This is a genomic window from Kitasatospora sp. NPDC059327, assembly GCF_042752535.1.
Taxonomy (GTDB): Bacteria; Actinomycetota; Actinomycetes; order Streptomycetales; family Streptomycetaceae; genus Kitasatospora.
The window spans coordinates 1-18177 of sequence record NZ_JBHYYB010000013.1; the positions used below are offsets into that span (position 1 = coordinate 1).

Genomic DNA, 18177 nt, shown 5'->3' on the forward strand with positions numbered 1-18177 from the left:
CCGGTAACCACCCCCTGACGTGCCCAAACCTACGAATCCTTGAAACCCCCACCCCCCCCCCGGACCTTCGAACCCGGTGCACCCACCCGCCGCACCCCGGGGCCCACCCCCCCGCCCCACGGCCCCCGACCCCCCGCCCCCCCCCCCCCCGGACGCCCCGGCCGCCCCCCCTGGGGCGGGCCGGCCGGGCCGACTGATCATCAATTCCCTTGTCCGCCCCCTTGTTTGACCTTCGACTGCCCTGGGCAGGCGTTGGTCCAGACAAGGGGGCGGCCGCGTTTCGGCGCACTTTCAGGGATGTAACACTGCGTAACAAGTAGGAAATCCGAACTTTCGACCACTTCCGGGCCCGCAGCAGCCCGGAGGTCCTTCGTCAATCCCTCGGATGTCCGATATTCGGACGCACACGCCCGAAACCAGCACGCCGAACAATCATGTCCGATTATCGGTGAGGCCAGGAGTCACCCGCATTTCTGGCCCTTACATGCGCCTACCAGCGAGTAAATGCCCGATGGTGCGGGATCGATCGAACCAGAACGACCACATACTGAGACGGTCGCTCCGTGTGCTCATAACAAGAGAATCACAGCCTCGCCGCACTACTGCCCGAGCCGCCCAGGGGCATCTAGAGTCACGGCCAGTCACCGCGCCACCGGAGTGGGCCAGCCCCACCGCGCATCCCGGCTCCCGCCACTCAGGCGCGGCGCCCTCCTGAACCGAAGGGGACCCCTGTGCGTCACCGTTCAGCAGTTGTCGTGAGCATTGCCGTGATCGGCGCCCTCAGCATCAGCGCCTGCGGATCCCGCGGCGAGAAGAAGTCCGGGGACGGCAACGCCGGGGCGACCACCACCGTCACCATCGGCGTCGACGCCCCGCTCACCGGCGACCTCTCCGCCCTCGGCCTCGGCATCCGCAACTCCGTCGAGCTCGCCGTCAAGCAGGCCAACGAGAAGAACGAGGTCCCGGGCGTCAAGTTCGAGATCAAGGCCCTGGACGACACCGCCAAGCCCGCCCCGGGCCAGCAGAACGCCACCCAGCTGGTCGCCGACAAGAACGTCATCGGCGTCGTCGGCCCGCTGAACTCCAGCGTCGCCCAGTCCATGCAGCAGATCTTCAACGACGCCAAGCTCGTCCAGATCTCCCCCGCCAACACCGGCGTCGCCCTCAGCCAGGGCGAGAAGTGGGCCAGCGGCGTGAAGGCCCGCCCCTTCACGTCCTACTTCCGCACCGCCACCACCGACGCCGTCCAGGGCCCCTTCGCGGCCCAGTACCTGGTCAAGGACGCCAAGAAGACCAAGGTCTTCCTCATCGACGACCAGAAGACCTACGGCGCCGGCCTCGCCGCCACCTTCAAGGGCGAGTTCACCAAGCAGGGCGGCACCGTCGTCGGCGAGGAGCACGTCAACCCCGACGACCGCGACTTCGCCGCCGTCGTCACCAAGGTCAAGACCTCCGGTGCCGAGGCCGTCTACTACGGCGGCGAGTACCCCGCCGCCGGCCCGCTCTCCCTCCAGCTCAAGGACGCCGGCGTCAACATCCCGCTGATGGGCGGCGACGGCATCCAGAGCGGCGACTTCATCAAGCTCAACCCCAAGAGCCAGGGCGACTACGCCACCGCCGTCGGCCTGCCCGTCGAGGCGCTCCCGACCGCCGCCAAGTTCATCGCCGACTACAAGGCCGCCGGCTACAAGGACGCCTACGAGACCTACGGCGGCTACTCCTACGACAGCGCCTGGGCCATCATCCAGGGCGTCAAGGCCGTCGTGAGCGCCAACAGCGGCAAGCTCCCCGACAGCCCGCGCGCCAAGGTCGTCGACGCCGTCCAGAAGGTCTCCTTCGACGGCGTGACCGGCAAGGTCTCCTTCGACGAGTTCGGCGACACCACCAACAAGCAGCTCACCGTCTACACCGTCAAGGACGGCAAGTGGGCCGTGGAGAAGTCCGGCACCTTCAGCGGCTGAACCGACCGCACGTCGGAACCGAGGAACGGCTGAGCCGACCGCACGTCGGCGACGCCGCGGCACGTCGGAACGACCCGCGCGGGGGCACCACGAGTGCCCCCCCGCGCCCCCACATCCACCACCCACGCGGACCCACCACACGCACAACGGAGGCCCAGCGGTGCACGACCTACCGCAGCAGCTGGCCAACGGCCTGATCCTCGGCGCCCTGTACGGGCTCGTCGCGATCGGCTACACGATGGTCTACGGCATCGTCCAGCTCATCAACTTCGCCCACGGCGAGATCGTCATGGTCGGCGGCTTCGGCGCCCTGACCGCCTACCTCGCCCTCCCCGGCGGCACCACACTCTGGCTGGCCCTACCGCTGATGCTGATCGCCGGCGTCCTGGTCTCCACCCTCACCGCCGTCGCCGCCGAGCGCTTCGCCTACCGGCCGCTGCGCAGCGCCCCCCGGCTCGCACCGCTGATCACCGCGATCGGCCTGTCGATCGTCCTCCAGCAGCTCGTCTTCTCGTTCTACCCCGACGCCAAGAAGGCCCGGGTCTTCCCCAAGATCCCCGGCGACCCCTTCGAGCTCGGCTCCGTCACCATCCAGCGCAGCGACATCTTCCTGATCATCGCCGCCCCGCTCTGCATGCTCGCCCTCGGCTGGTTCGTCACCCGCACCCGCTCCGGCCGCGCCATGCAGGCGACCAGCCAGGACCCCGACACCGCCAAGCTCATGGGCATCGACACCGACCGGATCATCGTGATGGCCTTCGCCATCGGTGCCGCCTTCGCCGCCGTCGCCGCCGTCGCCTACGGCCTGCGCAGCGGCCAGGTCGACTTCCGGATGGGCTTCATCCTCGGCCTCAAGGCCTTCACCGCCGCCGTCCTCGGCGGCATCGGCAACATCTACGGCGCCATGCTCGGTGGCGTCGCCCTCGGCCTCGCCGAAGCCCTCGCCACCGGCTACATCCAGCACCTGCCCGGCATGCACCTCTTCGGGGGCGGCGCCTGGAAGGACGTCTGGGCCTTCGTACTCCTCATCGTCGTCCTGCTCGTCCGACCCCAGGGCCTGCTCGGCGAACGCGTCGCGGACAGGGCGTGAGCACCATGACCACCACCTCGACCACCGAGACCACCCCGGTCATCCCGCTCCCCGCCCGAGCAGCCGCCGCCCTCACCGGCATCGGCGCCGTCACCACCACCGCCTCCGCCCTGATGGCGTGGACCTGGACCGACGAGTTCCCCGGCGACCTCACCTACTACGGCTCCCCCGCCGGCCTCCAGTGGCTCGCGCTCACCTCCGGCCTGCTCACCCTCGCCGTGCTGCTGGCCACCCAGGGCGTCCCCGGCCTGCGCTGGCTCGCCCCCGCCCGCAGCAACAACGCCGTCCTGTTCGCCGCCGCCGGCGCCTTCGCCGTCAGCTGGTTCTCCGTCATCGCCATCGCGGTCGACCTCGGCGGCCTCGCCAACCTCGAACCCGGCGGCTGGGTCGCCGCCCTCGGCTCCCTGCTCGCCCTCGCCGGCACCCTCGGCCTGCCGCTCGACCGCCGCCTCCACGTCCCGCTGCGGATCCTCGACCGGCGGCTCTTCCTGCTCGTCCCGGCCGCGCCGATCGCCTGGTTCGCCACCCACGCCGTCCCCGAGGACAAGCCGGTCGCCCCGGTGCTGACCGCCCTGGCCGGCGCCCTCGTGATCGCCACCGGTGTCGTCCTGCTGCTCCAGCTGGGCCACCTCGCCAACAGCCGGCTCCGGCTCGGCACCGTCGAGCGGCCGCTGCCCGCCGCCCGGGAACTGCCCTCCTGGGTCGAGGTCCTGCTCATCGTCGCGGCCTTCGCGGTCGGCCTGTTCGCGATCACCTTCGGCATCGACACCGAGTACGGCGAGCTCTTCATCGCCTACCTGCTGCTGGCCGGCGCCGTGATCCCCGCCCTCGGCAAGGCCGGCCTGCTGGCCCGGCTGCGCGCGCTGACCGTCAAGCACCGCCCGGTCACCACCGGCGCCGCCTTCGCCGCCGCCGCGGGCTTCCCGTTCACCCAGACCAGCGACCAGTACACCTCGGTCGCCGCCAACATCCTGATCTTCGCCACGGTCGCGCTCGGCCTCAACATCGTCGTCGGCCTGGCCGGCCTGCTCGACCTCGGGTACGTCGCCTTCCTCGGCGTCGGCGCCTACGCCGCCGCCCTGGTCTCCGGCTCCCCCGCCTCGCCGATCCAGGTCCAGTTCCCGTTCTGGGCCGCGATGCTGACCGGCGCCGTGGTGTCGATGATCTTCGGTGTCCTGATCGGCGCCCCCACCCTGCGGCTGCGCGGCGACTACCTCGCCATCGTCACCCTCGGGTTCGGCGAGATCTTCCGCATCACCATGCTCAACCTCAACGGCACCACCGGCCCGAAGATCACCAACGGCTCCAACGGCATCCCGCGGATCCCCGACCTCCAGATCTTCGGCTTCGACCTCGGCAAGCCGCACACCGTCCTCGGCGTCGAACTCGGCCGGTTCTCCAACTACTACCTGCTGATGCTGCTGGTCACCGCCCTGGTGGTGCTGGTCTTCGCCCGCGTCGGCGACTCCCGCATCGGCCGCGCCTGGGTCGCCATCCGCGAGGACGAGACCGCCGCCGAAGCCATGGGCATCAACGGCTTCCGGCTCAAGCTCCTCGCCTTCGCCCTCGGCGCCTGCCTCGCCGGCCTCGCCGGCACCGTCCAGGCCCACGTCAGCTACACCGTCACCCCCGACCAGTACACCTTCGCCGAGGCCCTGCCGCCCAACTCCGCCTTCCTGCTCGCCGCCGTCATCCTCGGCGGCATGGGCACCATCAGCGGCCCGCTGGCCGGCGCCACCCTGCTCTTCCTCGTCCCGAAGAAGCTCGAATTCCTCTCCAACTACCAGCTGCTCGCCTTCGGCATCGCCCTCATCGTGCTGATGCGCGTGCGCCCCGAAGGGCTCATCCCCAACCGGCGCCGCCAGCTCGAATTCCACGAGGCCGCGATCCCCGCGCAGCCCACCGGCGACACCGTCGCCCTCACCAAGGCAGGGGCGTGACCAGCCAGATGACCACCACCGACGCCCCCGCTTCGGTCTCCGACCGGCCCGGCCCCGCCCGACCCCTGCTCGAAGTCTCCGGCGTCACCATGCGGTTCGGCGGCCTCACCGCCGTCAACGACGTCTCCCTCACCGTCGGCGAGGGCGAGATCATCGGCCTGATCGGCCCCAACGGCGCCGGCAAGACCACCTTCTTCAACTGCCTCACCGGCCTCTACGTGCCGACCGAGGGACGCGTCGCCTACCGCGGCACCGTCCTGCCCCCCAAGCCCCACCTCGTCACCCAGGCCGGCATCGCCCGCACCTTCCAGAACATCCGGCTCTTCGCCAACATGACCGTCCTGGAGAACGTCCTGGTCGGCCGGCACAGCCGGACCAACGAAGGCATCTTCTCCGCCATCCTGCGCGGACCCCGCTACCACCGCGCCGAGGCCGAGAGCCGCGCCCGCGCCATGGAACTCCTGGAGTTCACCGGGCTCGCCGACAAGGCCGACCACCTCGCCCGCAACCTCCCCTACGGCGAGCAGCGCAAGCTGGAGATCGCCCGGGCCCTCGCCTCCGACCCCGGCCTGCTGCTCCTCGACGAGCCCACCGCCGGCATGAACCCGCAGGAGACCCGGGCCGCCGAGGAGCTGGTCTTCGCCATCCGTGACCGGGGCATCTCCATCCTCGTCATCGAGCACGACATGCGGTTCATCTTCAACCTGTGCGACCGCACCGCCGTCCTGGTCCAGGGCCAGAAGATCGTCGAAGGCGACCGCGAGACCGTCCAGAGCGACGAGCGCGTCATCACCGCCTACCTCGGCGCGCCGCTCGAAGGCACCGCCCCCGCAGCAACGGAGACCGACCAGTGACCGCACTCCTCGAGGTCAAGGACCTCCGCGTCGCCTACGGCAAGATCGAAGCCGTCAAGGGCATCAGCTTCACCGTCAACCAGGGCGAGGTCACCACCCTGATCGGCACCAACGGCGCCGGCAAGACCACCACCCTGCGCACCCTGTCCGGCCTGCTCAAGCCCACCGGCGGCACGGTCACCTTCGACGGCCGACCCCTCACCACCGTCCCCGCCCACAAGATCGTCGCGCTCGGACTCGCCCACTCCCCCGAAGGCCGGCACATCTTCCCCCGGATGACGATCGAGGAGAACCTGCTGCTCGGCGCGTTCCTGCGCAGCGACACCGCCGGCATCGCGGCCGACGTGGAACGCGCCTACGGCCTGTTCCCCATCCTCGGCGAGCGGCGCAAGCAGGCCGCCGGCACCCTCTCGGGCGGCGAGCAGCAGATGCTCGCGATGGGCCGCGCGCTGATGTCCCGGCCGAAGCTGCTGATGCTCGACGAACCCTCGATGGGCCTCTCCCCGCTGATGATGCAGAAGATCATGGCGACCATCGTCGAGCTCAAGGCCTCCGGCACGACCATCCTGCTGGTCGAGCAGAACGCCCAGGCCGCGCTCTCGCTCTCCGACCACGGCTACGTGATGGAGACCGGCCGCATCGTCCTCAAGGGCACCGGCGCCGACCTGCTGCACGACGAGTCCGTCCGCAAGGCCTACCTCGGCGAGGACTGACCCGGCACCCGAACGGCGAGGGGCCCCGTCCGACCGGACGGGGCCCCTCGCCGTTCCGCGCGGGACTTCTCAGGCCTCCGAGGCGCCCTCGTCGGCCTTCTTCCTGTCCTGCGCCTCACCCTCCTCGATCACGGCCTCCGCGACCGCGGCCATCGTCATCCGACGGTCCATCGAGGTCTTCTGGATCCACCGGAAGGCGGCCGGCTCGTTCAGACCGAACTTGGTCTGCAGCACGCTCTTCGCCCGGTCCACCAGCTTGCGGGTCTCCAGCCGCTGGGTGAGATCCGCGATCTCCTCCTCCAGCGTCCGCATCTCGGTGTAGCGGGACACCGCCATCTCGATCGCGGGCACCAGGTCGCTCTTGGAGAACGGCTTCACGATGTAGGCCATCGCGCCCGCGTCCCGGGCCCGGTCCACCAGCTCGCGCTGCGAGAACGCGGTCAGCATCAGGACGGGCGCCAGGTGCGCCTCGTGGATCTGCTCGGCGGCGGAGAGCCCGTCCAGCACGGGCATCTTCACGTCCAGGATCGCCAGGTCGGGCCGCAGCTCCTGGACCAGCTTCACCGCCGTCGCCCCGTCACCGGCCTCGCCGACGACGGTGTACCCCTCCTCTTCGAGCATCTCCTTCAGGTCGAGGCGGATCAACGCCTCGTCCTCGGCGATCACAATTCGGGTGATCTGGGGCATATCGGTCTCAAGCGGCTCTGCCTGCTCGTCGGCGGTGCTCACGGGGCTCCTCATTCCGGCGGGGTACTGCATGCACGAGGGTACCTAGCTGCGCCGAACAACGCGCGCAGGGTATCCTGCACGAGCGCAAACCAGCCGGGTTGGTGGAAGGGCAGACACGATCGCCTCAAAAGCGATTGCTCGAAAGGGCGTGTGGGTTCGAATCCCACACTCGGCACCCGTTATCTCCTCGCATTCCCAGGTCATGGGGAATTCATCACATTCGGTGAATCGCCCACGAACCCACTTCCACGCGACCGCGCGCTTCCCATGCTGATGCGCATGACCAGCTCATCCGTTCGCGAACAAGCCGTCCTCCTCCTGCGCCAAGGCGTCCGCAACCGCGACGTCTCCCGTCGCCTCGGAGTCCCGCAGAGCACCGTCGGCGACTGGAAGCACCACGACCTCGCCAAGCGCGGCATGCTCCCCGGCCGCAAGCGCTCCACGTGCGCCCACTGCTACGGCGACGAGCTCGACCGACCCGCGTACGCGTACCTGTTGGGCCTCTACCTCGGCGACGGCCACATCCTGCTGCCCAACGAGCACCGCAGGACCCAGAGCCTCCAGATCACCTGTGACGACAAGTGGCCCGGCATCGCCGATTCCGCGGAGACGGCCATGCGCCGGGTCCTCCCGAGGAACACACCCTGCCGGGTCCGCCGTACCGGCTGCCACGACGTCAAGATCCACTCGAATCACCTGACCTGCCACTTCCCCCAGCACGGCCCCGGCAAGAAACACGCTCGCGCCATAGCCCTGGAGCCCTGGCAGCAGGAGATCGTCGACGCCCACCCCTGGGAGTTCCTCCGGGGCCTGATCCACTCCGACGGCTGCCGGATCACCAACTGGGCGACCCGCACCGTCAACGGCGTCGTTCGGCGGCACGAGTACCCGCGCTACTTCTTCACCAACACCTCGACCGACATCATCCGCCTCTTCACCGACACCCTCGACGCCGTCGGCGTGCGCTGGAAGGCCTCGGCCCCGCGCCCGACCGGCCAGGTCAACGTCTCCGTCGCGCGCAAGGAGTCCGTCGCCCTCATGGACGCCCACATCGGGCCCAAGTACTGACCCCGGCGCGGCTCCCCCCGGAGGCGGAGCCGCACCGACGTCCGGTCAGTTGTCCAGCGTCCCCACGTGGTGGACGCGGACGAGGTTGGTGGACCCGGCCAGGCCGGGCGGGGAGCCGGCGGTGATGACGACGATGTCGCCCTTGCGGCAGCGCCCGAGCGAGAGCAGCGCGGCGTCGACCTGTTCGACCATCTCGTCCGTGGTGGGGGCGAAGGGGCCGAGGAAGGTCTCCACGCCCCAGGTGAGGGCGAGTTGGCTGCGGACGGCGGGCTCGTAGGTGAAGGCGAGCACCGGGATCGGCGAGCGGGAGCGGCTGAGGCGGCGGGCGGTGTCGCCGGACTGGGTGAAGGCGATCAGGTACTTGGCGCCCAGGAAGTCGCCGATCTCGGTGGCCGCGCGGGCGACGGCACCGCCCTGGGTGCGCGGCTTGGTGCCGGCGGTGAGCGGCGGGAGGCCGGCCGAGAGGACGTCCTGTTCGGCGGCCTCGATGATGCGGCCCATGGTCCGGACCGTCTCCACCGGGTACTTGCCGACGGAGGTCTCGCCGGAGAGCATCACCGCGTCGCTGCCGTCGAGGACGGCGTTGGCCACGTCGGAGGCCTCGGCCCGGGTGGGGCGGGAGGCGTTGATCATCGAGTCCAGCATCTGGGTGGCGACGATGACCGGCTTGGCGTTGCGCTTGGCCAGCTTGACGGCGCGCTTCTGGACCATCGGGACCTGTTCGAGGGGCATCTCCACGCCCAGGTCGCCGCGGGCCACCATGACGCCGTCGAAGGCGTCCACGATGGATTCCAGGTTCTCGACCGCCTGCGGCTTCTCCACCTTGGCGATGACCGGGACGAAGCGTCCCTCCTCCGCCATCACGCGGTGGACGTCCTCGATGTCGCGGCCGCTGCGGACGAAGGAGAGCGCGATCAGGTCGGCACCGGTCCGCAGGGCCCAGCGCAGGTCGGCGACGTCCTTGTCGCTGAGCGCGGGGACGGAGACGGCCACGCCGGGGAGGTTGAGGCCCTTGTGGTCGGAGACCAGGCCGCCCTCGACGACGGTGCAGCGGACCAGCGGGCCGTCGACCGCGACGACCTCCAGGGTGACCCGGCCGTCGTCGACGAGGATCCGCTCGCCGCTCGTGACGTCGGCGGCCAGGCCCGGGTAGGTGGTGCCGCAGATGTTCTGGTCTCCCACGACGCCCTTGTCGGTGGAGATGGTGAACGTGTCGCCGCGTTCGAGAAGTACCGGACCTTCGGCGAAGGTCTCCAGGCGGATCTTCGGGCCTTGAAGGTCGGCGAGCACACCGACGCTGCGGCCGGTCTCGTCGGCGGCCTTGCGGACCCGGCGGTAGCGCTCCTCGTGCTCGACGTGGGAGCCGTGGCTCAGATTGAGGCGGGCGATGTCCATCCCGGCGTCGACCAGGGCCTTGATCTGGTCGTACGAGTCGGTGGCTGGCCCGAGAGTACAGACGATTTTTGCTCGGCGCATACTGCTGAGGGTAGGCATTACCGGCGCGTAACATCGACGCCCGTCCGACCAGCGGGATGACCTTTGCAGGAAGGCGAGTTGAACAATCTGACACAGGGTCGGACAGGTGTGCGCGCGGCGGCCGGCGCGGACCTCCCGATGCGATTCCGTGAAGGGGTGTTCACCCCCGGTTCACCGTGACTTCCCGCGCCGCTCGCGGCCCGGCGGGACGCTCGTCACCCGGGTGGGAGCCCGGACAGTGATCCGACGAGGGGGGAATCGTCCGGCATGAAGCGTGTGTTCGGAGTGGTCGCAGCGTTGGTGCTGCTCGGCGGGGTGGCGTTCGCGCTGCTCAGGTCGCCCGGGGGCGACCCGGGGCCCAAGGTCGTCACCGTCACCGGAGTGATCGGATCCGAGAAGCGCGACTTCTTCAAGGACCCGGCCGTCATCGCGGAGCTGGCGGCCCAGGGCCTCAAGGTCGAGGCGCAGACGACCGGTTCGTGGCTGATGAGCGAGAGCAAGGTCGACCAGCTCGACTTCACCTTCCCCGCCAGCCTGTCCCCGGCCGAGGCGATCCGCAAGCAGCTGCAGGTGAAGGACGCGCCGATCCGCCCGTTCTACTCGCCGCTGGTGGTCCTGGCGCACCAGTCCACGGCCAAGGTGCTGGCACGGAACGGGCTGGCCTCCCAGGATCAGAACTCCCGGGTGTGGACGTTCAAGATGGACGAGTACCTCACCCTGGTCAAGGCCGGCAGGAAGTGGGAGGAACTCGCCGGGGCCAAGGACGAGTCGGACCTCAGCGGGTCGATCTTCATGACCACCACCGACCCTGCCGAGTCCTCCTCCGGCGCCCTGTACATCGCTCTCGTCTCCTACCTGTTGAACAACCACCAGGTGGTGTCGAACGACACCGAGGTGCAGCAGACCAGGGGCGTCCTGCAGACGCTGACCGCCAAGCAGGGCATCCAGAAGAGCAGCAGTGACGAGCCGTTCCGGGACTTCCTCTCGAACGTCGGCAATCCGCTGGTGCTCGCCTACGAGTCGCAGGCGGCCCAGCTGACGGTGGAGGGCAAGAGCACCGGCGACATGGTGGTGCTGTACCCGGACACCACCATCTCCTCCGACCACACCATCGTCGGGCGCACCGAGGCCGGGCAGAAGCTGGCCAACCTGCTGCGCGACAACGAGCGGCTGCGCAAGCTGGAGGCCACGTACGGCTTCCGGCCGCAGTCGGACCCCAAGGCCTTCGGCCTGCAGACCGCCGGCCGGGAGAATCCCGCCTTCGCGGCGGAGCTGGCGCCGGCCGGGGTGAAGCAGGCGCCGGTGCCGGAGTCCGCGGTGCTGGCCAAGCTGGTCGACGCGGCCAAGGGGAAGTGACCGGCCGATGGCGATCAGGACCGGCGGCACGACGGCAGGCCCGGCACCCGGCTCGACCGCCGGCGCAGCGGGCGGCACAGCAGCGGGCGGCACCACGGGCGGCACAGCAGCGGGCGGCACCACGGGCGGCACCACGGACGGCACGGCACACGGCAGGCTCGACGGCAGGACAGGCGGCACGGTGATGGGGACGAGCAGGGCGGGGGCCGCGCTGCGGCGCGGCGGGCGGGCGGTGGCGGCGGGGGTGGCCCTGCTGGTGGCGGTGACGGCGTGCACGTCCTCGCCGGCGCCGGCGCCCAGGCAGAGCGACGCGCCCGCGCCGACCGCGCGGGCGGGGGTGCTGCGGGTGCTGGCCGGGAGCGAACTCCAGGACATGGCTCCCGTCCTGGAGGAGGCGCAGAAGGCGACCGGGGTGACCGTCCAGTTCTCCTGGACCGGGTCGCTGGACGGCGCGGACGCGGTGGCCTCGGGCCGGGCCGACGGCAAGTACGACGCGCTGTGGTTCCCGTCCAACCACTACCTGCGGCTGGACGACACGGGGAAGTCCAAGCTGTTGTCCGAGACGCCGGTGATGGTGTCGCCGGTGGCGGTGGGGGTGCGCTCCTCCGCGTTGGGCGAGCTGGGCTGGGGGGACGGCTCGAAGGTGAGCTGGGCGCAGCTGGCGGACGCGGCCTCGACCGGCAAGCTGGCGTACGGGATGGCCGATCCGTCGCGGTCCAACTCGGGGTTCTCGGCGCTCGTGGCGGTGGCCTCGGCGTTCTCGGGGGCGGACGGGGCGCTCACGGACGCGGATGTGCGGAAGGCGACGCCGTCGCTGAAGCAGTTCTTCACGGGGCAGAAGCTGACCTCGGGGTCGTCCGGCTGGTTGGCGCAGGCGTACACGCGGGCGGAGCAGGGCCGGGTCGGGGCGCTGGTGAACTACGAGTCGGTGCTGCTGTCGCTGAACAAGACCCTGGCGGCGGACCAGCGGTTGACGGTGGTGCGCCCGACCGACGGCGTGGTGTCGGCGAACTATCCGTTGACGCTGTTGAGTTCGTCGGCGCAGCGGGAGCGGGACTCCTTCCAGCGGCTGACGGAGTACCTGCTGAAGGAGGACACGCAGAAGCGGATCTCGGAGCTGACGCTGCGGCGTCCGGTGGCGGCGGGGGTGGCGCCGGCGGCGTCGTTGCCGGCGGACCGGCGGCGTGAGCTGCCGTTCCCCGGCAACAAGGCGGTCGCGGACGGGCTGTTGGCCTCGTACCAGGACGAGCTGCGCCGGCCGTCGCGGACGGTGTACGTGCTGGACACCTCGGGGTCGATGGCGGGTGGGCGGCTGGCGGCGCTGAAGTCGGCGATGGGCCGGCTGACCGGGGCGGACGATCCGCGCGGGGTGCGGCGGTTCCGCAACCGGGAGGAGGTCACGCTGCTGTCGTTCGCGTCCAAGGTGAAGTCGACGAAGACCCACACGGTGCCGGCGACCGGGGCGCAGCAGGAGCTGGCGTCGATCAACGCGGATGTGCAGGCGTTGTCGGCGGACGGCGGGACGGCGGTGTACAGCTCGCTGCAGGAGGCGTACAAGGTGCTCGACCGTCAGCAGGCGGCGGCGGGGGACGACCGGTTCACGTCGATCGTGGTGATGACGGACGGCGAGAGCAACGAGGGCGCGTCGGACAAGGACTTCCGGAGCTTCTACAACGGGTTGTCGGCGGCGCAGAAGGCGGTGCCGGTGTTCCCGATCCTGTTCGGGGACGCGGCGAAGAACCAGTTGCAGGGGATCGCGGACCTGTCCGGCGGCAAGCTGTTCGACGGGACGGCTTCGCTGGACGGCGCGTTCGAGGAGATCCGTGGGTACCAGTAGCGGCGCCGGCCCGGCCGGGAGGGCGGGCGGGCGGCGGGTGGTGGGCTATCTGGAGTCGACCCGCAACATGGTCGGTTGCGGGGCGGGGGCGGTCGGGCTGCTGCTGCATTTCGTGGGGCTCGGCGGGGTGTGGTGGCCGGGGATCGTGGCGGCGCTGTACACCGCGGGTGTGCTGCTGACGCCGCGGCCGCGGGTCCTGCCGCCCCGGGTGGCGCAGGTCGCGCCGCCCGTGCCGCCGGCGCCGCCGGAGTGGGCGGCGCTGGAGGTGCTGGCCGGTTATCTGGGGACGGTGGCGGTGCCGCCGTCGGTGGAGTTGGGCGCGCTGTTGGCGCGGTTGCGGGTGGCCGGGCCGGGGCCGGCGGCGGAGCGGATCGTGCTGCGGCGGCTGCCGGTGGCGGTGGACGGGTACCTGCGGGCCCGGACCTGGCAGCGGTGGACGCCGGACGGGGCCGACCCGGGGGTGGCGCTCGCCCGTGAGGTGGAGCTGATGTCGGCGGCGCTGGCCGGCTGAGCGGGCGGGGCGGCCGGGGGCCGACGGGCCGCCCGGGCGTGGTCCGGGCGGCCGTCCCGGGGGCGGGTCACGCCTCCAGGGCGCCGGCCAGTTCGGCGCGCCGGCGGACGCCGAGTTTGCGGAAGCTGTTGGTCAGGTGGGTCTCCACCGTCCGGACGGCCAGGTGCAGCATCGCGGCGATCTCGGCGTTGGAGTGGCCGGCCGCGGCCAGTCGGCAGATCCGCAGTTCGCTGTCGGTGAGGGCCTCCGCCCCGGCGTGTTCGCCGCGGCCGCGGCGGGCGCCGCTGGCGCGCAGGGCCTCCACGGCGACGGCCCGCTGCCGGACCGCGCCGAGCCGTTCGGCCCGGCCGGCGGCCTCGCGCAGGGCCCGGCGGGCGGCGCCGCGCCGGCCGCCGTCGGCGAGCAGGCGGCCGTAGGTGATCAGCGCGGGGATGAGTTCGGTCTCGACCTCCGCGGTGCGCAGCAGTTCGACGGCTTCGGCGGCGAGGTCGAGGCCGTGGCGGCCGCCGGTGGCGGCGCCGAGGGCGCGCAGGGCGCGGCCGACGACGCGCGGGGTGCCCCAGATCCGGGCGAGCCGCAGTTCCTCCTCGGCGAGGGCGACGGCGGGGCCGGGCTCGCCGAGGGCGATGTGGCAGTCGGCGGCCGCGGAGCGCCAGGGGGTGACGATGGGGCTGTGGACCTGCCGTTCGCTCTGGCGGCGTCCGCATTCCATCAGGTCGGCGAGGGCTTCGGCCGGTTCGCCGGTGGCCAGCCGGAGCAGGCCGCGGGCGTACAGGTACTCGTTCCACTCCCAGGAGCCCTGGGCGCGGTCGGCGGCGACGGCGCGGGCGAGGCCGTGGGCCTGCCAGTGGCGGCCGGTCTCGGTGAGGGCGATGACGGCCTGGGCGACGAGGTGGGCGTTCTGCTGTCCGAGCAGGCCGGCGTAGTGGCCGGTGGGCGCGTCGGTGGCGGCGGTGTCGCGGTCCCCCGCGCGGGCTCCGACCGGTTCGCCGGGGCCGTGGCCGGGCCCTGCCCCTGCCCCGGCGAAGACCTCGGCGAAGGCCTCGACGCTGCCGGGCGCGGCGCCGGCCGGGCCCGTCGGGGCGAGGCCCCGCACGGTCGGCGCGGTGGCGTCCGACCCGAGCTCCGCCGGTGCGCCGCACCACCAGGACCGGACGGACCGCTCGGACCGCTCGGCGGCCTCGCCGCCGGCCCGTCCCCGCGCCCCGCTCCAGGGCCCGTGCCGACCGTTCTGGACGGTGGGCCGAGGAGCCGGCCCGTCGGCGGGCGGGCCCGCCGGACCGGCGGTGTCCCCGCCCTCCGGCACCCCGGCGGCCAGGGACATCGCGGTCGGCCCGGTGAGGGCGAGGTCGTCCAGCAGTTCCTGGTACTCCCCCCGCATCACCCGGGTCTCGGCCCGGACGCTCAGCAGGCACTGGTACCCGGGGTCGAGCGACGGCCCCCGGTACGCGGCCAGGCCGCGCGCCACGACGCGGTCCGTCTCGGGCAGCAGGTCCGCCCACTGGGCGAGGGTGGCGGCCGAGACCAGCACGTAGGAGCGGCAGAGCGGGTCCACCGGGGCGTCGAGCAGTTCCCTGACCCGCCCGGCCACCTGGGCGGCGGAGAGCACGCCGCTGGTCGAGTCGAACTCGGTGAGCAGCGCGTACGCGGGCGGCGCGAGCCGGTGCTGGGTGCGGGCGGCGAACCGTTGGACGCCCTCGACCACCTGGAGCCAGCTGTGGCCGTCGTGCGCGGCGATCAGCGCGGCGGCGGCCTGCACGGCGTGGACGAGGTCGTCGCGGTCGGCGAAGCGTTCGGCGAGTTCCTCCATCAGCTCCAGCGCGGCGGGGGCGTCACCGCGGGCGGCCAGCACGGCGCCGAGCGTGTTGGCGGTCTGGAAGACGCCTTCGTCGGACTGCTGGAGGTGGACGGCCTCGGCGAGGTGGCGGACGCCGGCGGTGCGCTCGGCGGGGCCCAGGGTGACTTCCAGGCCGCCCAGCTCGGTGAGCACCAGGCCGCGCCGGCGGTCGCTGAGCGGCTCGGTGAGGGCGCGGCGCAGCAGGGCGACGGCGTCCTCGGGGCGGTCGGCCTCGGCGGCCTTGCGGGCGGCGCGGCGCAGTGCTTCGGCGGCCCAGCGCGGGTTGGGGGCGGGGGTGAACAGGAGGTGCCCGGCGACGCGTTCGTCGGGTGCCCCGCCGCGGTGCAGGAACTCGGCGGCGGCGCGGTGGACGCGGGCGCGGTGGCCGGGTTCGTGGCCGGCCAGGACGGCGTCGGCGAGCAGCGGGTGGGCGAAGCGGGGCCAGCGGCCGGGTCCGGGGTCGTCGAGCAGCCGCTGGGCGGTGAGTTCGGCGAGCCAGCCGGCGGTCTGGTCGGGGTCGGTGCCGGCGAGTTCGGCGAGCATCGGGACCGGGTCGCAGTCGCCGGCGCCGGGCAGCGGCGCGCTGCGGGCGGCCGGGTGCTCCTGCATCCGGGCGAGCGCGCGGGCCGCGCCGAGGGCGCGTTCACCGCCGCCGCGCAACCACTGTTCGACGGCTTCGGGGAACGCGCCACCGGGCAGCCGGGCGCAGCTGTCGGGCAGCTGCCGCAGGGCGGCGTGGGCGCGGGGCGGCGGCAGGGCCGGCAGGCCGACGAGGGCCGGGGGCGCGGGGAGCGCGGTGAAGGCGGTGGGGCCGGGCCCGTCGGGGTGGTCGCGCAGGTCGGAGAGGAGCGCGGTGAGCAGCAGCGGGTTGCCGCCGGTGGCGTGCGCGCAGGCGGCGGCGAGGGTGGGCGGGGCGCCGAGCCCGAGGTGGAGTTCGGCGAGCCGGATGGCGGCGGTGGTGTCCAGGGGGCCCAGCCGGGTGGTGTCGGCCAGGCCGGGGGGCAGGCCGCGGCCGAACCGCGCGGGCGGGGTGCCGAGGGCGGCCTGGCGGCGTTCGGTGGCCAGCAGGAGGACGGGCAGCCGGTCGATCCGGCGGGCGAGCTGGAGCAGCCAGTCCCGGGAGGGCCGGTCGGCGAGGTGGATGTCGTCGACGGCGAGCAGGACGGGGTGGTGGGCGGCGTGCAGGCGCAGCAAGGACCAGAGGTCGGCGTCGGTGTCCGGTGCGCGACCGGGTCCGGCGGGCGGTGTGCCGAGGCCGGGGACCGCCTCGAACAGCTGGCGGGCGGCGGCGAAGGGGGTGGTGGCCTCGTCGGCGGAGCAGCGGGCCCACAGGACGGTGCTGCCGTGGGCGGACTCGCGGCGGGCGGCTTCGGCGAGCAGGGCGCTGCGGCCGGTGCCGGCGGCGCCGGTGAGCAGCAGGACGCCGCCGGTGCCGGCGCGGGTCCGGGCGGCGAGCGCGGCGATCCGGCGCAGCTGGGAGTCGCGGGCCGCGAGGTGCGGTGGTGCGGCGACGGCCCGGTCCTGGTGGTGTCCCCGCGTCCTGACGGTGCTCATCTGCTTCCCTCCCGCGACGCCCGCCGGATGACCGGACGGGCATGTTTCCCCGTTGTGCGGGGAAACGGCTTGACGCCGTGTCAGCGGCTCGGCTAGAGCTGTGATTCTCGTCGCACCCCTTCCGGAGCCGCACATCACCCCTACCCGACCCGCCCGGCACCCCCCGTCGGGCCCCGCACCGCCCCCGCCCGGGATCGGGCGGCGCGTCTCGTCCGCGTGTCCGCACGGCGCTGCGCTGCTCCGATGCCGCCGGGTGGCCGATCTCGTGGTGGACCACGATGGTCGTGGCCGCCCGTGGCGGGGACCATGGAGCCTACCGGGGGGCCGTCGTCGTCCCCGCATCGCACGCCGCACGCCTCCGCCCGCCGGGTTCACGCACCGCCCCTCGGCGCGGCGCACCGGCCGTTCGGTGGCGGGCCGGGACCTTTGAGGAGGGGGCCAGATTTGACTGTCCTGCACACCGACCACGAACGCCGCGCCGTGCCCCGGCACGCTCCCGCGTCGACCGGTCAGCGCATGGTGCCGCCACAACGCCCGACCGCCCGCCACGTCGCCCCGTCTGCCGCTCCCCCGTCCAGCGGTGGCCGGACCAGTGTCGTCGTGCAGGCCGCGGACCCGATCTCGCGGGCCGGCGCGGAGGCGCAGCTGCGCCGTCACCCGGGCCTGGAGCTGGCGGACCCGGCTCCGGGCACGCCGACCACGCCGGGGGCGGTCACCGTCCTGCTGGCCGAGTCGGCGGACGCCGCCGTGATGGCGAATCTTCGGCGGCTGGTGCGCGGCGCGGACCAGCGGGTGGTGCTGGTCGTCGAGCGGATGCGCGAGGCGGAGCTGCTGGAGGCGGTGGAGTGCGGGGTGGCCGCGATCATCTGGCGCCGCGAGGCGACCGCCGAGCGGCTGGGCCGGGCGGTGCTCGCCGCGGCCCGGGGTGACGGGGATCTGCCGGCGGACCTGCTGGGGCGCCTGATCAGCCAGGTGGGCCGTTTGCAGCGCAGTGTCCAGGGGATGCCGGGGCATGCGCCGGCGGGCCTGTCCGAGCGGGAGTCGGACGTACTGCGACTGGTGGCCGAGGGCTGGGACACGGGGGAGATCGCGGCCCGGCTGTCGTACTCCGAGCGCACGGTCAAGAACGTGCTGCACGGGCTGACCACCCGTCTGCAGTTGCGCAATCGGGCACATGCCGTCGCCCATGCGGTCCGCGAGGGCTACATCTAGGCCCGACGGCCCCCGCCCGCCCCGCCCCACCCCACCCCG

Annotated in this window: 13 protein-coding genes and 1 tRNA gene; 11 read left to right on the forward strand and 3 right to left on the reverse strand. The window is 72.6% G+C overall.

Features of this window, described 5'->3' with window-relative positions; genetic code table 11:
* Window positions 1-731 precede the first annotated feature (731 nt).
* The 5 genes from ACFXHB_RS10680 (at window position 732) to ACFXHB_RS10700 (ending at window position 6558) form a co-directional block, all read left to right on the forward strand.
* Window positions 732-1961, forward strand: a complete 1230-nt coding sequence (locus tag ACFXHB_RS10680; RefSeq protein ID WP_380573571.1) for a branched-chain amino acid ABC transporter substrate-binding protein — start codon at window positions 732-734, stop codon at window positions 1959-1961.
* A 160-nt stretch (window positions 1962-2121) separates the two neighbouring features.
* Entirely contained in the window at window positions 2122-3051 is a 930-nt protein-coding gene (locus ACFXHB_RS10685; RefSeq protein WP_380573573.1) for a branched-chain amino acid ABC transporter permease, read from the forward strand.
* Window positions 3052-3056: 5 nt separating this feature from the next.
* A complete protein-coding gene (locus ACFXHB_RS10690; protein WP_380573721.1) occupies window positions 3057-4991 on the forward strand; it encodes a branched-chain amino acid ABC transporter permease in 1935 nt (644 codons plus the stop codon).
* Between the two features lie 8 nt (window positions 4992-4999).
* Entirely contained in the window at window positions 5000-5845 is an 846-nt protein-coding gene (locus ACFXHB_RS10695) for an ABC transporter ATP-binding protein (RefSeq protein WP_380573722.1), read from the forward strand.
* Window positions 5842-6558, forward strand: coding sequence for an ABC transporter ATP-binding protein (locus ACFXHB_RS10700; protein WP_380573574.1), 717 nt, complete (start codon window positions 5842-5844; stop codon window positions 6556-6558). Before ACFXHB_RS10695 ends, ACFXHB_RS10700 begins: the two co-directional genes overlap by 4 nt.
* 69 nt (window positions 6559-6627) lie before the next feature.
* On the opposite strand, the gene ACFXHB_RS10705 is transcribed toward ACFXHB_RS10700, so the two are convergent.
* Window positions 6628-7299: an ANTAR domain-containing response regulator gene (locus tag ACFXHB_RS10705; RefSeq protein WP_380573575.1), complete on the reverse strand. Its 672-nt coding sequence runs from the start codon at window positions 7297-7299 to the stop codon at window positions 6628-6630.
* Window positions 7300-7379: 80 nt separating this feature from the next.
* On the opposite strand from ACFXHB_RS10705, the gene ACFXHB_RS10710 reads away from it, so the two are divergent.
* Together ACFXHB_RS10710 and ACFXHB_RS10715 are read left to right on the forward strand one after the other, a co-directional pair.
* Window positions 7380-7462: transfer RNA gene (locus ACFXHB_RS10710), tRNA-Leu, on the forward strand.
* Window positions 7463-7560: 98 nt separating this feature from the next.
* The gene (locus ACFXHB_RS10715; RefSeq protein ID WP_380573577.1) at window positions 7561-8355 is read left to right on the forward strand and encodes a helix-turn-helix domain-containing protein; all 795 of its coding nucleotides are present in this window, start codon (window positions 7561-7563) and stop codon (window positions 8353-8355) included.
* Window positions 8356-8400: 45 nt separating this feature from the next.
* Here the strand turns inward: ACFXHB_RS10715 and pyk are convergent, their stop codons facing one another.
* A complete protein-coding gene (pyk, locus tag ACFXHB_RS10720) occupies window positions 8401-9831 on the reverse strand; it encodes a pyruvate kinase (protein ID WP_380573578.1) in 1431 nt (476 codons plus the stop codon).
* A 267-nt stretch (window positions 9832-10098) separates the two neighbouring features.
* Between pyk and ACFXHB_RS10725 the strand changes: the two genes are divergently transcribed.
* Genes ACFXHB_RS10725 through ACFXHB_RS10735 form a run of 3 tightly spaced genes read left to right on the forward strand, consistent with a single transcriptional unit; the run spans window position 10099 to window position 13535 of the window.
* Window positions 10099-11187, forward strand: a complete 1089-nt coding sequence (locus ACFXHB_RS10725; RefSeq protein ID WP_380573580.1) for a hypothetical protein — start codon at window positions 10099-10101, stop codon at window positions 11185-11187.
* Between the two features lie 7 nt (window positions 11188-11194).
* Window positions 11195-13024, forward strand: a complete 1830-nt coding sequence (locus ACFXHB_RS10730) for an extracellular solute-binding protein (RefSeq protein ID WP_380573581.1) — start codon at window positions 11195-11197, stop codon at window positions 13022-13024.
* Window positions 13011-13535: a hypothetical protein gene (locus tag ACFXHB_RS10735; protein WP_380573582.1), complete on the forward strand. Its 525-nt coding sequence runs from the start codon at window positions 13011-13013 to the stop codon at window positions 13533-13535. Before ACFXHB_RS10730 ends, ACFXHB_RS10735 begins: the two co-directional genes overlap by 14 nt.
* Before the next feature lie 67 nt (window positions 13536-13602).
* On the opposite strand, the gene ACFXHB_RS10740 is transcribed toward ACFXHB_RS10735, so the two are convergent.
* Window positions 13603-16926, reverse strand: a complete 3324-nt coding sequence (locus ACFXHB_RS10740; RefSeq protein WP_380573583.1) for an AAA family ATPase — start codon at window positions 16924-16926, stop codon at window positions 13603-13605.
* 516 nt (window positions 16927-17442) lie between these two features.
* On the opposite strand from ACFXHB_RS10740, the gene ACFXHB_RS10745 reads away from it, so the two are divergent.
* Entirely contained in the window at window positions 17443-18138 is a 696-nt protein-coding gene (locus ACFXHB_RS10745; protein ID WP_380573723.1) for a LuxR C-terminal-related transcriptional regulator, read from the forward strand.
* The last annotated feature ends 39 nt before the right edge of the window (window positions 18139-18177 follow it).

Coding starts and splice junctions, on each gene's coding strand:
- ACFXHB_RS10695 (WP_380573722.1), top strand. CDS start 5,000: ATGACCACCACCGACGCCCCCGCTTCGGTCTCCGACCGGCCCGGCCCC.
- ACFXHB_RS10740 (WP_380573583.1), bottom strand. CDS start 16,926: ATGAGCACCGTCAGGACGCGGGGACACCACCAGGACCGGGCCGTCGCC.
- ACFXHB_RS10715 (WP_380573577.1), top strand. CDS start 7,561: ATGCGCATGACCAGCTCATCCGTTCGCGAACAAGCCGTCCTCCTCCTG.
- ACFXHB_RS10705 (WP_380573575.1), bottom strand. CDS start 7,299: ATGAGGAGCCCCGTGAGCACCGCCGACGAGCAGGCAGAGCCGCTTGAG.
- ACFXHB_RS10745 (WP_380573723.1), top strand. CDS start 17,443: ATGGTGCCGCCACAACGCCCGACCGCCCGCCACGTCGCCCCGTCTGCC.
- pyk (WP_380573578.1), bottom strand. CDS start 9,831: ATGCGCCGAGCAAAAATCGTCTGTACTCTCGGGCCAGCCACCGACTCG.
- ACFXHB_RS10730 (WP_380573581.1), top strand. CDS start 11,195: ATGGCGATCAGGACCGGCGGCACGACGGCAGGCCCGGCACCCGGCTCG.
- ACFXHB_RS10725 (WP_380573580.1), top strand. CDS start 10,099: ATGAAGCGTGTGTTCGGAGTGGTCGCAGCGTTGGTGCTGCTCGGCGGG.
- ACFXHB_RS10690 (WP_380573721.1), top strand. CDS start 3,057: ATGACCACCACCTCGACCACCGAGACCACCCCGGTCATCCCGCTCCCC.